Origin of the sequence: Caldicellulosiruptor sp. F32 (assembly GCF_000404025.1) — a bacterium.
Classification (GTDB): Bacteria; Bacillota; Thermoanaerobacteria; order Caldicellulosiruptorales; family Caldicellulosiruptoraceae; genus Caldicellulosiruptor; species Caldicellulosiruptor saccharolyticus.
Genome location: NZ_APGP01000030.1, coordinates 138,061 through 153,501 on the forward strand (window position 1 = coordinate 138,061; position 15,441 = coordinate 153,501).

A 15,441-nucleotide genomic window follows, 5' to 3' on the forward strand; every position below is an offset into this window, starting at 1 on the left:
GCAAACTTTTCAATAATTAATTATGGTCTTTCTGAGAATGTCTAAAGCAGCCTTTGAAGCAGTCTCTTTAATCCTAAGTCTATCACCTGAAAATCTAAACTCAAAACTGTCAATATAATTTTTTGTAGCAACTCCAATATATACAAGCCCTACTGGTTTTGTCTTTGTTGCTCCAGTTGGTCCTGCAATTCCAGTTGTTGATATTGCAACATCTGCCAAAGAATTTCTTAGAGCACCTTGAGCCATCTGCTTAGCTACTTCATGACTCACAGCACCAAAATTCTTTAATGTTTCTTCTGATACTCCCAGCTCTTTTACCTTTGCTTCATTTGAGTATGTTATAAAACCTCTGTCAAAAACATTTGACGCACCAGGAACATTTGTAATTTTGTTACATATGAGTCCACCTGTACATGACTCTGCTACAGAAACCTTAAGACCTTTTTGCATAAGCATCTCAACTACAACCTCTTCTAAAGTCTGATTATCTATACCATAGATATACTCACCAAGCAAAGCTCTTATCTTGCTTTCCATTTGGTCAAGTATATCTTTTGCCACTGCTTCGTCACTTTTTTTCGTTGAGATTCTCAGTTCAACCTCAAATGGTTTTGCGTACAAAGCCAAACTCGGGTCTGACTGGTTGTGTATAAGTTCACTTAACCTCTCTTCAATAGATGATTCACCAATTCCGATGAATTTTAAAACTCTTGAATATATCTTCTCTTTAGAGAATTTTTCTAAATAAGGCACAACATACTCTTCGAACATGGGCTGCATCTCAAATGGTGGACCTGGCAGTAAAATTGCTATTTTACCATCTTTCTCAATTATAAGTCCCGGTGCAGTACCATGCCTGTTTTCCAATATAATACTACCCTCAGGAACATATGCCTGTTTTTTGTTAATTTCTGGCATCTTTACACCACGGTGTTTAAAGTACTCTTCAATCTTATTCAAAACCTCTTGATTTAGTATAAGCTTCTTTCCAAAATATTCGCACACAGCTTCCTTTGTAATATCATCAGATGTTGGTCCAAGTCCACCAGTAAAGATAAGTATATCTGATCTTTTGAGTGCGATGTCGATAGCACTTTTGAGCCTATTTAAATTGTCACCAACTGTTGTCTGAAAATATAAGTCTATTCCTAAGCTTGCTAACCTTTGCGAAAGATACTGTGCATTTGTATTCATTATCTGACCAAGCAAGAGCTCTGTACCAACACAGATTATCTCGGCCACCATCTTGAAAAATCGCCTCACTTTTTCGTAAAGTCTATTACTCTCCAATTAACCCGTATATAGTCAATACCTGAATAGATTGTGAGTATCACAGCAACCCATAAAGCTATCTTGTCAAAAGGAAAATTTAGAAATCTAAAAGGATAGTTGTCAACCAAAAGTAACACTATTGCAATAATCTGACTTATCGTCTTTAACTTTCCCCAAATGTTAGCAGAAATTACTATACCTTCTGCAGCAGCAACCATTCTAAGCCCTGTTACAATAAATTCTCGTCCAATTATTATCATAGCTATCCAAGAAGAAATCTTCTGAAGCTCAACAAGTCCAACAAGGGCTGCTGTAATCAACAGCTTATCTGCAAGCGGGTCAAGAAATTTTCCAAAATTTGTTACAATCTTTTTAGAGCGCGCAATGTACCCATCCAGACTGTCTGTAATAGCTGCAACTATGAAAATAGCTGCAGCTATTAATTTCGAGTATGAAATGTTAAAATTAAGTAAAAAGAACATAAATATAGGAATCAACAATATCCTTATACTTGTAATTATATTGGCAATATTCATCAAATTACCTCTCCTACCAAATCATACTCAAACGCATCCAAAATTTTTACATTTACAAACTCACCAGACAAAAGTTTTCGTTTGGAAAATACTATAATCTTTCCGTCAACCTCAGGAGCTTCAAATTGGCTTCTTGCAATGTAAAAGTTGTTTTTATCTCTGCCTTCTATAACAACCTCATACTTTTTGCCAATTCTCTTTCTATTTCTTTCCAGTGAAATCTTCCTTTGAAGATTTAAAATCCTTTCATATCTTTTGACCTTTGTCTCATTATCTATTTGTGGCAAGGTTGCAGCAAAAGTCCCTTCCTCCTGGGAGTACATAAATGCACCAAGCCGATCAAACTTTGCCCATTTGACAAACCCGCAAAGCTCTTCAAACTCCTTTTCTGACTCTGTTGGGAACCCAACCATAACTGTTGTCCTTATTACAACCTCATCAAATGCTGACCTTATTCTTTGAATGAGCTCTTTAATACCTTCTGATGAGGTTTTTCTGTTCATCAGTTTCAAAATTCTGTTATTAATGTGTTGAATTGGTATATCAAAGTATTTAACAACCTTTGGAAGACTCTTTACAATATTTAAAAGCTCATCGTCAATGTCTTCTGGATAAGAGTATAAAAATCTAATCCATTTTATGTTATCAATCTCACTTAATTTTTGAAGCAATGTTGCTAACATCTTTTTTTGATATATATCTATTCCATATTTTGTTGTATCCTGAGCAGTGAGTACAATCTCTTTATAACCATCCTCAGAAAGCCTTTTTGCCTCCTGAATTATATCATCTATATATCTACTTGTGTAATTTCCCCTAATCAACGGTATTGAACAATATGAGCATCTATTGTTGCAACCTTCTGCTATTTTTATGTAGGCATAAAACTTAGGGGTTGCAATAAGGCGTGGCGTTGAGCTTGTATAGATAAATGTAGGTTTGTCGTCAAATACTTGGAGTTTGCTCTCCCCCTCATAAAGTTTTTTGATTACATCTGGAAGTTTCAACATCTCTTTTACACCAAGGATTGCATCAACCTCTGGCAGCTCTTTTAAAATCTCGTCTTTATAGCGTTGTGATAAACATCCTGTGACTATCAAAAATTTGCATTTCTTGTTTTTGTAGTCAGCCATCTCTAATATGGTGTCAATCGACTCTTGTTTTGCATCATTTATAAACCCGCATGTATTAATAACAATGACATCAGCATCTTCGGCATTTGGTGTTATCTCAAACCCAGCTTCTTTGCATGCCCCCATCATTATCTCACTGTCAACAAGATTCTTGTTACACCCAAGCGATACAAAACCAACCTTCACCAAACCAAACTCCTCCATTTTTTACTATCTTCTACACAAGCCCGTTTTGAAGCAGTGTTGCAAAAAGTGTATTTTTCATAAGCATTGCAACTGTCATTGGTCCAACACCGCCTGGTACTGGTGTTATGTAAGATGCAACCTTTCTGACAGTTTCAAAATCTACATCACCTACTATCTTTTTTGTGGTCTCATCCCTGTTTATTCCAACATCAATTACAACAGCCCCCTCTTTTACCATATCAGCAGTTACAAATTTTGGCTTGCCCACTGCCGCAACCAGTATATCTGCAGTCTTGCATATATCTTTTAAATCCTTTGTGTAAGAGTGACATATTGTGACAGTAGCATTTTCCCTCAAAAATAAGAGAGCCAAAGGCTTTCCTACTATATTGCTACGTCCTATCACAACTGCATGTTTTCCTTTGATTTCTATATTCTCCTGTTTCAAAAGCTCTATTATCCCAAATGGTGTACATGGTTTTATTGCAAATTCAAAATCTATACCTGTTGTAACCATTCCGACATTCATAGGATGAAAACCATCAACATCCTTTTGAGGCAAAATCTTTTTACAAACTCTTGACTCATCCAAGCCCTTTGGTAATGGAAGTTGCACTAAAATACCGTTAATCTTTGGATCTTGATTTAGCTTTTCAATGAGGTCTTCAAGTTGCTCTTGAGTTGTAGTGTTATCTAACGCATACTCTATCGAATTTATTCCAAGCTCTGAACATGTTCTTTTTTTTGAATTGACATAACTTCGTGAAGCCGGATCACTGCCGACAATTACAACAGCCAATGTTGACTCTATTCCCTTTTCTTTTAACTTCTCTATCTCACTTTTAACCTCCTCTTTTATTCTCTGTGCTATCTTTTTGCCGTCGATTATCTTTGCTGACACTTCTCTTACCCCCGTCTTGTTTTTTTGGAGCAATTAGGCAGTTTTTCCCATAGCCAATCAAATCTTCTCTTTTTGCAAGTTTTAATGCTTCATACACAAGGTCGTAATTCTTAGGATTATGAAAATGAAGCAAGGCCCTTTGCATCATTTTTTCTTTCAAAGTTTTTGGTACATACACCTTCTCTAACGTAAAAGGATTTAAACCAGTATAATACATAGTAGTTGAAACAGTCCCCGGTGTTGGATAAAAGTCCTGAACTTGCTCAGGAATAAAACCATTTTTCTTCAAGTAAAGAGCAAGTTCAATTGCATCGTTTAATGTACACCCTGGATGCCCTGACATCAAATAGGGAATTATGAACTGTTTCTTTTTAAGTTTCTTGTTAGTTTTAAAATATTCTTCTACAAACCTCTCATAAACTTCTTTTGATGGTTTACCCATATATTTTAACACATTATTGCAAATATGTTCAGGTGCAATTTTTAACTGGCCAGAAACATAATAGCGACATAGCTCTTCAAGATATTTTTCATAATTCTTGTCAAGTAAAAGATAATCATACCTTATTCCCGAACGAATGAACACTTTCTTTACACCTTTTATTTTTCTTATCTTCTCAAGCAGTTCAAAGTACTCCCTATGGTCCACAATCAAATTTTTACAAGGTGTCGGAAATAAACACCCTCTATTTTTGCAAGCACCTCTTTCAAGCTGAAGACTGCAAGCAGGATTCCTAAAGTTTGCAGTTGGTCCACCTACATCGTGAATATACCCCTTAAAATCAGGAAGCTTGGTGAGCTTTTTTACTTCTTCTAAGATTGACTTTTCACTTCTCTTTTGAATTATTCTTCCTTGGTGAAAATGCAGAGCACAGAAATTACATCCACCAAAACATCCTCTGTGAGAAACAATACTAAATTTTACCTCTTCAAGAGCTTTAATTCCGCCATCTTTTTCGTAGATTGGATGGTAATTACGTTCATATGGCAAAGAATACACATAGTCCATTTCTTCTGTTGTAAGAGGCTTTGCAGGTGGATTTTGAACAAGATACAGGTTTTTGTGAGGCTGCACAATTATCCTACCGGTAAAAGGATTCTGTTCTCTGTACTGAGTAGCAAATGCTTCTGCATATGCCACCTTGTCTTCTTTTACCTTTTCATAGCTGTCAATAACTATATAATCCTTTCCTTCAAGATGAGAAAGGTCTTTTGCAACATAACACGTTCCTGGCACATCTTTAATTTGTCTTAAATCCTCGCCTTTTTTTAGCCTTGGTAAAATTTCAAATAACGGTTTTTCCCCCATGCCAAATATCAGAAGGTCAGCTGCACTGTCAATTAAGATAGATGCTCTTACCTTATCAGACCAGTAATCATAGTGAGCAAACCTTCTGAGTGATGCCTCGATTCCTCCAATTATAATGGGAATATCACCATATTCCTTTCTTATGAGATTACAATACACAATTGTAGCCCTGTTAGGACGCAAACCCATCTTCATCCCAGGTGAGGAATAATCCTGACTTCGCGGCTTTTTGAATGATGTATAATGTGCAACCATTGAATCAAGGTTTCCACTTGATACCAAAAAGGCAATACGTGGTCTTCCTAACACTGTAATACTCTTCGAATCTTTCCAATCTGGTTGAGGGACAATTCCTATTCTGAATCCAAAATCCTCAATTATTCTTGAGATTATAGCATGTCCAAAAGAAGGATGGTCTACATACGCATCACCACATACAAACACAAAGTCAAGCTCATCCCAGCCGCGTCTTTTCATGTCCTCTTTGCAGATTGGCAAGAAAGCCACAATACCATCACTCCATATTCATAAGCATCTCGTCAAACTGCTCTTTTGTGATTAAAACTTGACGCTTTCCACCGCTATCCATTCTGCTCACAATTCCTCTTTCTTCCATTTGGTCAAGAAGGCGTGCAGCCCGTGAATACCCAATTCTAAGTTTTCGCTGCAAAAATGAAGTTGAAGCATTTTGTGACTCAACAACAATCTGTATAGCTTTTATCAAAAGTTCATCTGTCTCTTGTTCTTTAATACTTGAAATCTTATTGTTTATCTCATCGATTACCTCTTGGTTGTACTCAATTTTAAAATTCTGTTTTAAAAACTCAACAACTTTCTCAACCTCAGATTCAGAGACATACGCACCTTGAACTCTTATTGGTTTTGCTAAACCCATTGGAAGATAGAGCATATCCCCTCTTCCCAAGAGCTTTTCTGCACCTGATTGGTCCAATATAGTCCGTGAATCAACCTGTGATGAGACAGCAAACGCAATTCTTGACGGTATGTTCGCTTTTATAAGTCCTGTTATAACATCAACAGATGGCCTTTGGGTTGCCACAACTAGATGCATTCCAGCTGCTCTTGCCATCTGTGCAAGCCTGCAAATTGCATCTTCAACTTCAGCTGGAGATACCATCATAAGGTCAGCAAGCTCATCAATCACAATCACAACAAAGGGGAGCTTTTCCTGACCATTTTCCTCGCACCATTTATTGTAACCTGAAATATCTCTTACTCCTGCTTGGGCAAAGAGCTTGTATCTATTTGTCATCTCAGACACAGCCCACGAAAGTGCATTTGCCGCTTTTTTCGCATCTGTTACAACAGGTATCAAAAGGTGCGGTATTCCATTATAAAGGCTCAATTCCACAACTTTCGGGTCAATTAAAATGAGTTTCACCTCATCAGGTCTGCACCTATATAAGATGCTTATAATGAGCGAGTTTATACACACACTTTTTCCAGAACCAGTTGCCCCAGCAATTAAAAGATGAGGCATTTTGGTTATATCTCCTATAATAGGTGCACCTGCAACATCTTTCCCTATTGCAAAAGGAATCTTCGTAGCCTGTGTATAAAATAGCTGGTCTTCTAATAGCTCTCGGATTAAAACAGGTTGTGGTTCTTTGTTTGGAATTTCTATTCCAATTGCAGACTTATTAGGAATAGGGGCTTCAATCCTCACAGAGGGCGCTGCCAAAGCCAAGGCTATATCATCTGAAAGACTGACAATTCTGCTTACTTTCACACCTTGGCCAGGCTGAATTTCATATCGTGTTACAGTAGGTCCTACATTTACCTCAGTAACTTTGGCCTCTATACCGAAATTCTTTAACGTTTCTTCGAGTTTTCTAATGTTCTCGTTTATATCCTTTTTAGAGACAGAAATACTCTCACTTGGCTTTTTTAAGTATTCAAGTGGCGGATATAAATACTCTCCATTTTCTAGTCTCTCTTCTTTTTTATCCACAGATTTTGTTCTATTTCTTGACTTTGGCAGGTTAACAACTATCTCCTCAGTTTTTTTTTCTTGGATTCCTACATCCTCTTGATAATTATAAAAGCTCTCCATTTTTTGCTTGGTATTTTTTTCACTTTTCTTATCTTGGTTATTAATATGCTCATTCTTTGCTTTTTGGTATTTTATAAACTTTCTTATTGAAAAACTAAAAACAACCATACTCAGGATTACTAATATTGAGATGCACACTATAAGCGTACCGGTATAACCAAATAAGGTAATAAAAGGGTATGTAAGTACGCTTCCAAAAACTCCAAACCCCTTAAATTCTAAGCCTTTAAAATAAGAGTCTTTTAAAACCTTTACAAAAGAATTAGACATTGAATATAGTGACGCTTGTAAAAAGGTTGTCCCTAATATAAACGCAAGGATTATGTAAGTAAAAATTGTGACATCAGTTTTTGAAAAAACTTTAGGTCTTCTAAGAATAGAATCAAGAGAAACATAAAGTAAAAATCCAAGTATTATAAAGACTCCTATTCCAAAACACCCAAGAAGTATCTTTTTGATGAACTCACCAATTATCCCTACTTTATCTGTAAAAATTGAAAATGTGCAAAAGACAAAAATAAAAAATAAAAAGGTGCCGAAAATCTCAGCATTCAATCTATCAAAAACCTCTTTTTTTATTCTATATCTCTTTTTTTTCTCCACTGTCTTTGCTCTCATCAAAAACTCACTTCACCTTTTGAATAATCCTCATAATTTTCTAAGTATATTATAGCCCTTTTCCAAAAAAATAAAACCCCTAAAATTGACAAGGGGTTCTTTACACCTTTTAAACATTTGAACCAAGCAAAAGAGGTTGAATTTGCTTTCCAGAAAGTGCTTGAACTATCGTCGGTATTAAAAGGTCATACTCAGCAACAAGCGAATTTGGCTTTGAAATTGGGTCATCTTGCCTAAAAGGCACAAAATATATATTTTTGCTATTTATAAGAGTTGCAAGGTTTTTGCAATTTAGCCCAAGTGCATCATTTGTAGATATTGCAATCACTACAGGTTTTTGATTTCTAAGTTGCGCTTTTGCACACATAACAGTTGTCTCATCAATAATACCATTTGCAAGTTTTGCAATGAAATTACCAGTTGCAGGGGCAATCACCAATATGTCAAAAAGATCCTTAGGTCCAACTGGCTCTGCTTCGACAATACTGGTTATTGGCTTGTTTCCACAAATACTTATTATTTTGCCCATAATCTCTGAAGCCTTCCCGTACCGAGTATCAGTTGTCTGTACTTTCTCACTAAAGATTGGAGTTATAAAAGCTCCTTGTTCTTTGAGTTTTCCTATAATAGGTATTATTTTATCAAATGTACAAAACGACCCTGTAAGAGCAAATCCAATCTTGACATTGTTAAGACTCAATTTTCTCTCCCTCCAATTCATCTAACAAATTTAAAAGAACCTCAACTATATACTGGGCAGCAGTTTTTGGTGCAACTTTGCCAGGAAGAGAAAGCGCATGAACAGCCTCTATTCCCTTTTGTTTTGCATATTCAAAGTCAACACCACCTGGTTTTGAAGCAAGGTCAATGACAAGAGTATCTTTTCTTATATTATCTATAACTTCTTTGTCAATTACCTTTGCCGGAATGGTATTTACAATCAAATCCATTTTAGCAACATATTCCTTTAACTCTGATAATTCAACAGGTACATAGCCTAATGCCTTGCACCATGTTAAATCTGAAATTTTTCTGGCAGCTACAAACAGACTACACTCAAAAGCTTTTAATATCTTTGAGAGTATCTTGCCTATTCTTCCGTATCCTAATATCAAAACATTTGAAGAATGAAGAGCTATTGGCATTTTTTCGATAGCAATACCAATAGCACCCTCAGCTGTGGGAATAGCATTTAGAATTGCCAGTTCCTCTTTTTCATATAAATCGTAATATTTCACCTTTTTTAGTTCACAAAATCGTTTTGTATTCTCTGGTATTACACTTGCAATGAGTGGAATACCCTTTTTGCACAGATTCTCAACAAGTTCTTCTATTTCTAATAGTCTTTCTGAAAGAGGCGAAAATATATATTTTCCATCCTGTGAAAACGGAATAGGTCCAACTATTACATCTGAATTCTCTACAATTTCTTCCAAATTCCTTGCAATATTGAATTTTGGTGTCTGACTTTCTTGCTCTTGGTCGATTGCACACACCCAAATATCAAAGCCCTTCTCAATTAGATTTTCAGCCACATTTAAAATTCTCTGATCACCACCCACAAATCCTATATGTTTTTTCATTCCTATTTTCCCTCTTAACTTTCCAACAAAGCTAATATAATCTATGTCTCTTGATAAAAAATGGTGCTTGTCTAAATAATTAAAAATAAAAAGCCTCCAGCATAACCACTTCCATTAACAAAAGTTATACTGGAGGCATTTAACACAACAACTTTATTTTTGTATTGTAATCTTTCTTCACTTACCTTTTTACAATCTCCTTGCCAAGCTCAAATGTCCTTTCCAAAACCTCTTTTCTTTTTTCACAGCTTCTAATTCATTTAACCCATTTCTTACAATAATACCCTTGACATCCCTCGCTAATCTTCATTAGAGCAAAAAGCCTGTCTAAGACCAATTTGGTCTGAGCTGAAACGTAATCCACAATACCACCTGCCTGATGTAATGTATCATATAGTTTTTTCATATCATCTTCTTGCCGACAAACTCAATGTTGGTGACAATAGCTACAACTTTGACAACTGCTAATATCTGCTTTTTTTAGTATTTTTTAAAAAGCATTTTTAATTAAATTTATATCTAATACTTCATTTTTGGCATTCATATACACTTCAACAACATCAAATCTATACATACAATTTTTTGCTTTTTGCCTTTGAACAAAATACTCAGCAACTCTTTTTAAATGTCTTTGTTTTGTCATAGTAATAGCTTCAGAAGGATAGCCAAATTTAAGACTCCTTCTTGTCTTTACTTCAACAAAAACAATGGTATTCCCTTCTTTTGCTATAATGTCAACCTCTCCAAGCTTGCACCGAAAATTCCTATGTAAAATTTCATAGCCCATTTTCTTCAAAAACTCTACTGCCTTTTCCTCACCACTATTCCCCAGTTCTCTTTTGTTCATGGGTTTTTATCTCCATTTTGAGTTATTTTGTCTAAATATCCAATAAAGACTAAGATTTGTGCTACTACTTCATAAAGGTCTTCAGGAATATATTGCTGCAGTTCTAAATTGAATAACCTCTCTGCTACATATTGGTCATGGTAAATAGGAATGTTTTTCTCTTTTGCCTTCTCTAAAATCCTTTCTGCAACAAGTCCTTGACCTTTTGCTATGACTTTAGGCGCTATTTCCTTGATATCATACTTTATAGCAACTGCTTTCTTTTTTTTCTTTTCTTTCATTATTTTACACCTTCATATCAATTTTTTGAATAGGAGCTTCACACATCAAAAAATCTAATATTACATTTGTTGTTGAAGTATCTTCCATTTTATAGTCAATTTCGAGCTTATACCCTCTTTCTTTCAAAGCAGAGATGAGTTCATTTGCTTTGCTTTCAATTAATTTTAAAGTAAAGAGCCTATCTGAGGCAATCATTGCTTTAAAGGTATTTTGTGAAATCTTTTTTACATAAACACCTATACAGCCCAAAGTTTGTGTGTTTATTCTTATCATTACTGAGTTCACTTTCATATTAATACCCTTTTTCCTATTAACAAAAAATTGAAGTTCAAAAGGCTTTTCATTTATGTTTAGCTTGAAATTAAAAATGTTTAAATAAAAGCTACCAAAGTCAAACTGGACATTTTCTTTCTGATTAAATCTCAAGTCATTCAATATCTGAACTACCTTTTGCTCAAACGCTTTATCATCTCTACTTAGAAGTTTGAATATAAAAAAGCCTTCTTTTGTGTTTATAATCAAATTTTCTTTATCCAAATCCTGACCTTGATGCTTGTTGGCAAATACCTTATTTAGGCTGTCCAAAAATTTGTTAAGCTGGGCTCTTTCCATCATAAACTCATCTTTTGTAATTGGCCTTTTTGCAAGTATCAAACTCAGAATAGCCAAAAAATCCTTTTCTTCTTTTGGCTCGATTCGGTTATTTGAAAAAATGGACAAAATAATGTCTTTAAACTCCTTGTTTACGACCGTCTCTTTAGGAATCAAAATAAGCCCTTTTTCCTTATCAAATACGAACAGAAAAAGATTGTTATCACCACTAAAAATTTTACCTTCCTTTATTTTCCCTTGTAGATAAAATGTATTCAACTCATTCTCTATTTCAAATGTCTTCTCACCAACTTTTATAATTAGCTTTTCCGATTCACCTTCTTTTTCTATTGTAATAGTCCCTAAAAATACTTTGTTTCTCTTGGCAAATTCTAAAAGAGAGCTTGGAATTTTATCTTCTTTAATAAAAAGAAAGCTTTCTGGTTTTGTAAATCTAATCAAATTCTCTATTTTATTCGAAATATCTCTTTCAACATCTGAATTTTGAGATTTTGCAAACGTAATATTACTTAAATTGTCATTCGAGCTTACATCTGAGTTGGTTTTGGTATTTTTGGGTAACAATTCGACAATCTTAAAAGTCAATTTACCATCTTGGTACTTAGGACTGCTCAACCAAACTTTATCACCCTCTTTGAAAGAAAATGAAGAGAGGTTTTTTGCCACAATGGTTTGAGAGTTTATATTAAGAATTAAATTGTCACCATTTACTTTTATAATCTCACCAGTTATCTGTTGATTGGAATTGTCAATAAGATTCAATATTTCATTTATAAGATTTTGCCTATAAAGTGTTATATAGTTATTTATCTCATTCATTTTTAATCACCTGAGAATATTTTTCAAGAAGGATTTCCTGTGAATTTCACATGGACCATATTCTAAGATTAGCCGTATATGCTCTTTTGTGCCATATCCTTTGTGCTTTTCAAACTTGTAAACAGGATATAAAGAAGAAATTTGAGTAATAAACCTGTCTCTTGAAACCTTTGCCAAAATAGAAGCACATGCAATAGAATATGACCTTCTATCTCCTTTTATCAACGCTTTTTGAGGAAGATTTAAGTCAGGAATCTCATAACCATCAACCAAAACCATGTCAGGGACAAGCTCCAAAGCTTCTATTGCATTTTTCATTGCTAAAAATGTAGCGTTGTTTATATTTATCTCATCAATTGTTTTGTTGTCAACCATCGCCACCGAATATGTGATACTCTCTTTCAAAATTTCTTCAAAAAGTTTCTCTCTTTTTTGGGGAGTAAGCTTTTTTGAATCTCTCACACCTTCAATTATTCTCTTTCTATCCATTATGACAGCAGCAGCAAAAACAGGTCCTGCCAATGGACCTCTTCCTGCCTCATCAACTCCACAGATGAATCTATATCCTTCTTTTAGCAAGCTCTCTTCAAGTTCAAAATAATTTTCATCTATCCCCAATTTCATCAAGCGTAATCCTCCCAATTTTAGCCTTCCTCAAATCTTCTAAAAACAAATTAGCAGCTTTTAAGGTGTCAATCTTGCCTTCTTTCAAAACGCAGCCTCTTTTCTTACCAATCTCAATAAGGTACTCATCTTCAGACATATTCAAAAAGTCAAGAGAGTATTTTTTATTCAAAAGCTCGCAGTAATCTTTTTTGATAATCTCTATAGTTTTTTTTGCGACAAGTTCCTTATCATATAGCTCATCCTTGATACTTCCTATAGCACAAAGCTTTATAGCAACCAAATCATCTTCAATCTTTGGCACCAAGATACCAGGCGTGTCCAACATCTCAAAATAATCATTTATCTTTATCCACTGCTTAGACTTTGTAACCCCCGGCTTGTCTCCAGTTTTTGCCTTAGAGGAATTTGTTATTTTATTTATAAGTGTAGATTTTCCAACATTCGGAATTCCAAGAACACCAAATCTTATTATTTTTCTTCTTTTTCCTTTTTGCCTTGCCTCTTCAATTTTATCTTTTAATAAATTTTCGGCAATTTTGAATATATTCTTTACGTTTGTACCTTTTAAACAATCAACACAAAGTGCTCTTTGGTTGATTGATTCAAAATACTTCAAAAATTGATTATTTTTCTTCTCATCAGCTAAATCAGCTTTGTTTAAAAGAAAAATCTTGGGTTTGTCTTTTATAAGTGATTCTAACTGCTCATTTCGGGAACTTAAAGGTGCTCTTGCATCAAGCAAGATGAGATACAAATCTACGTACTTGTTAAGCTCAGAAATTTCTCTCTTTGCCTTCTGCATATGCCCCGGGTACCATTGAACAATCAAACTATAAAGCCTCCTTTTTCCCTAAAAAATATAAAAAAGAGACTAAGCTTAAATTTTAAGCATTAGTCTCTTCTTGGGTATTATCCTCTTTTTGAGGCGCTTCAATAAGCTCTTTTATCTTTGCGGCCTTACCAATCTTCTCTCTGATATAGTAAAGTTTTGCTCTTCTTACCTTACCTCTTCTTACAACTTCAATCTTTTCAATCCTTGGTGAGTGAAGAGGAAATACTCTTTCCACCCCAACACCGTAAGAGATTCTTCTAACTGTGAATGTCTCTGAAAGTCCCTTACCTCTTCTTTTTATAACAAGCCCTTCAAAAGCTTGTATTCTTTCTCTTCCACCTTCAATAACCTTAAAATGAACTCTTACTGTATCACCTGGTTTGAAATCAGGAATATCCTTTCTTAGCATTTCGCTTTCAATTTCTCTAATGATATCCATCTTTTTATTTCCCTCCTTCCTGTATAGATGTTCATGCAATTTGAGAATATTCAATTGCAGTGGATCATTAAATTTAAAGAAAAAAGCTTCAAAATGAACATGTGTAATTATAACACAATTTTTTGACTCTCACAATATTTTATTAAAAATTCTATATCCTCCTTTGTTAAATTAGCAGCATTTATAAGATCTGGCCTTGATTTAATTGTCTTTAAAAGGCTTTGATACCTACGCCACTTTTTTATTTTTTCATGATTCCCTGAGAGAAGAACCTCAGGAACTTTAAGCCCTCTGAATTCATATGGTCTTGTGTAATGTGGGTATTCCAAAAGACATTCAGAGAAACTTTCTTCTTCTACTGATTTCTTTTCAATAACACCTTCAACAAGTCTTGATATAGAATCAATTAAAACAAGGGCTGCATACTCTCCTCCGCTTAAAACATAATCTCCTATCGAAATTTCATCTGTCACAATCAAATCAATAACCCTTTGGTCTATCCCCTCATAATGTCCACAAATGATGACAAGCTCCTCTTCTTTTGAAAATTCCTTGGCAATATCCTGCGTATACTTTTTACCTTGAGGTGTGAGATAAATTACTCTGTGAGGTTTAGAGGACTTTATACTCTCATATGCGTCAACTATCGGCTGGGCAGTCATAACCATTCCAAACCCGCCGCCATAAGGATAATCATCTGTCCTTTTGTGTTTATCTTTGGTATAATCCCTTATATTTATTGCCTCAATCTTTATTAAGCCCCTTCTGTTGTGCCCTTTTCAAAATGCTAAAGTTTGTTGCTTGCAAAATCACTTCTGGAAACAGAGTCAAAACCTTAAATACCATCTTTAATCTAACAACCCTTCAATAACCTTTATTTTCATATACCCTTGTTCGATATTCACTTCTTTAACAATATCTTTTAAAGCTGGGATTAACAAATCTTTCTTGCCTATATAGCTTTGGCAGATATACACATCATTGCTTCCCGTCTGCAAGACGTCTTTCACCTTGCCAAGCTTTCTCCCATCTAAATCATAAACCTCAAGCCCAATTATGTCGCATATAAAATAGGTATCTTCTGGAAGTTTTTTAGCCCTTTCTCTTTCTATCACTAAAAAACGATTTTTTAGTTTTAGCGCTTCATCTATGCTTGAGATTTCTCTAAATTTCATTATTACAATATTATCCTTTACCCTGTACCTTTCGATTGTAAGCTTTTGAGAAAGATTGTCTTCCAAAAGAACATAATTAAGCTCAGAAAATCTGTCAGGACTGTCTGTAAGAGGTATTACTTTCACTTCACCTTTGAGACCAAAGGTGTTCACAATTTTGCCGACTTGGAGGTACTTATACATCTTTTCTCACCTT

16 protein-coding genes and 1 pseudogene are annotated in these 15,441 nt (G+C 34.7%); all 17 read right to left on the bottom strand.

Annotation, left to right across the window (positions count from 1 at the left end):
- Window positions 1–9: 9 nt before the first annotated feature.
- Window positions 10–1,245 carry a competence/damage-inducible protein A gene (locus tag H964_RS03040; RefSeq protein ID WP_039764480.1) on the bottom strand — a complete coding sequence of 412 codons (1,236 nt, stop codon included), beginning with the start codon at window positions 1,243–1,245 and terminating at the stop codon, window positions 10–12.
- Window positions 1,246–1,259: 14 nt separating this feature from the next.
- Window positions 1,260–1,808, bottom strand: coding sequence for a CDP-diacylglycerol--glycerol-3-phosphate 3-phosphatidyltransferase (gene pgsA / locus H964_RS03045; protein WP_039764481.1), 549 nt, complete (start codon window positions 1,806–1,808; stop codon window positions 1,260–1,262).
- On the bottom strand, window positions 1,808–3,130 hold the full coding sequence (gene rimO / locus H964_RS03050; RefSeq protein WP_039764652.1) for a 30S ribosomal protein S12 methylthiotransferase RimO: 1,323 nt from the start codon (window positions 3,128–3,130) through the stop codon (window positions 1,808–1,810). The genes pgsA and rimO overlap by 1 nt, the downstream gene beginning before the upstream one ends.
- Before the next feature lie 28 nt (window positions 3,131–3,158).
- The gene (gene folD, locus H964_RS03055; protein ID WP_039764483.1) at window positions 3,159–4,028 is read right to left on the bottom strand and encodes a bifunctional methylenetetrahydrofolate dehydrogenase/methenyltetrahydrofolate cyclohydrolase FolD; all 870 of its coding nucleotides are present in this window, start codon (window positions 4,026–4,028) and stop codon (window positions 3,159–3,161) included.
- Complete coding sequence (locus H964_RS03060) at window positions 3,970–5,844, bottom strand: YgiQ family radical SAM protein (RefSeq protein ID WP_039764484.1); 1,875 nt, start codon at window positions 5,842–5,844, stop codon at window positions 3,970–3,972. The genes folD and H964_RS03060 overlap by 59 nt, the downstream gene beginning before the upstream one ends.
- Window positions 5,845–5,851: 7 nt before the next feature.
- Window positions 5,852–8,029 (bottom strand): FtsK/SpoIIIE family DNA translocase, encoded by a 2,178-nt coding sequence (locus H964_RS03065; protein ID WP_039764485.1) that lies wholly within the window; start codon window positions 8,027–8,029, stop codon window positions 5,852–5,854.
- A 109-nt stretch (window positions 8,030–8,138) separates the two neighbouring features.
- Window positions 8,139–8,729 (bottom strand): dipicolinate synthase subunit B, encoded by a 591-nt coding sequence (locus H964_RS03070; protein WP_039764486.1) that lies wholly within the window; start codon window positions 8,727–8,729, stop codon window positions 8,139–8,141.
- Window positions 8,719–9,612: a dipicolinate synthase subunit DpsA gene (gene dpsA / locus H964_RS03075; RefSeq protein WP_039764487.1), complete on the bottom strand. Its 894-nt coding sequence runs from the start codon at window positions 9,610–9,612 to the stop codon at window positions 8,719–8,721. The genes H964_RS03070 and dpsA overlap by 11 nt, the downstream gene beginning before the upstream one ends.
- Before the next feature lie 256 nt (window positions 9,613–9,868).
- Window positions 9,869–10,018 (bottom strand): hypothetical protein, encoded by a 150-nt coding sequence (locus tag H964_RS12330; RefSeq protein ID WP_156823657.1) that lies wholly within the window; start codon window positions 10,016–10,018, stop codon window positions 9,869–9,871.
- Between the two features lie 84 nt (window positions 10,019–10,102).
- The gene (locus tag H964_RS03080) at window positions 10,103–10,459 is read right to left on the bottom strand and encodes a YraN family protein (RefSeq protein ID WP_039764488.1); all 357 of its coding nucleotides are present in this window, start codon (window positions 10,457–10,459) and stop codon (window positions 10,103–10,105) included.
- Window positions 10,456–10,740 (bottom strand): EscU/YscU/HrcU family type III secretion system export apparatus switch protein, encoded by a 285-nt coding sequence (locus H964_RS03085; protein ID WP_039764490.1) that lies wholly within the window; start codon window positions 10,738–10,740, stop codon window positions 10,456–10,458. The genes H964_RS03080 and H964_RS03085 overlap by 4 nt, the downstream gene beginning before the upstream one ends.
- A gap of 4 nt (window positions 10,741–10,744) precedes the next feature.
- Window positions 10,745–12,172, bottom strand: a complete 1,428-nt coding sequence (locus H964_RS03090; protein WP_039764492.1) for a hypothetical protein — start codon at window positions 12,170–12,172, stop codon at window positions 10,745–10,747.
- A gap of 6 nt (window positions 12,173–12,178) precedes the next feature.
- A complete protein-coding gene (locus H964_RS03095; protein WP_039764494.1) occupies window positions 12,179–12,796 on the bottom strand; it encodes a ribonuclease HII in 618 nt (205 codons plus the stop codon).
- On the bottom strand, window positions 12,777–13,628 hold the full coding sequence (ylqF, locus tag H964_RS03100; RefSeq protein ID WP_039764496.1) for a ribosome biogenesis GTPase YlqF: 852 nt from the start codon (window positions 13,626–13,628) through the stop codon (window positions 12,777–12,779). Before ylqF ends, H964_RS03095 begins: the two co-directional genes overlap by 20 nt.
- Before the next feature lie 55 nt (window positions 13,629–13,683).
- Window positions 13,684–14,070 carry a 50S ribosomal protein L19 gene (gene rplS / locus H964_RS03105; protein WP_039764499.1) on the bottom strand — a complete coding sequence of 129 codons (387 nt, stop codon included), beginning with the start codon at window positions 14,068–14,070 and terminating at the stop codon, window positions 13,684–13,686.
- A 107-nt stretch (window positions 14,071–14,177) separates the two neighbouring features.
- Window positions 14,178–14,916 (bottom strand): annotated as a pseudogene (gene trmD / locus H964_RS03110) (tRNA (guanosine(37)-N1)-methyltransferase TrmD).
- Between the two features lie 2 nt (window positions 14,917–14,918).
- Entirely contained in the window at window positions 14,919–15,428 is a 510-nt protein-coding gene (rimM, locus tag H964_RS03115) for a ribosome maturation factor RimM (RefSeq protein WP_011917668.1), read from the bottom strand.
- Between the last annotated feature and the right edge of the window lie 13 nt (window positions 15,429–15,441).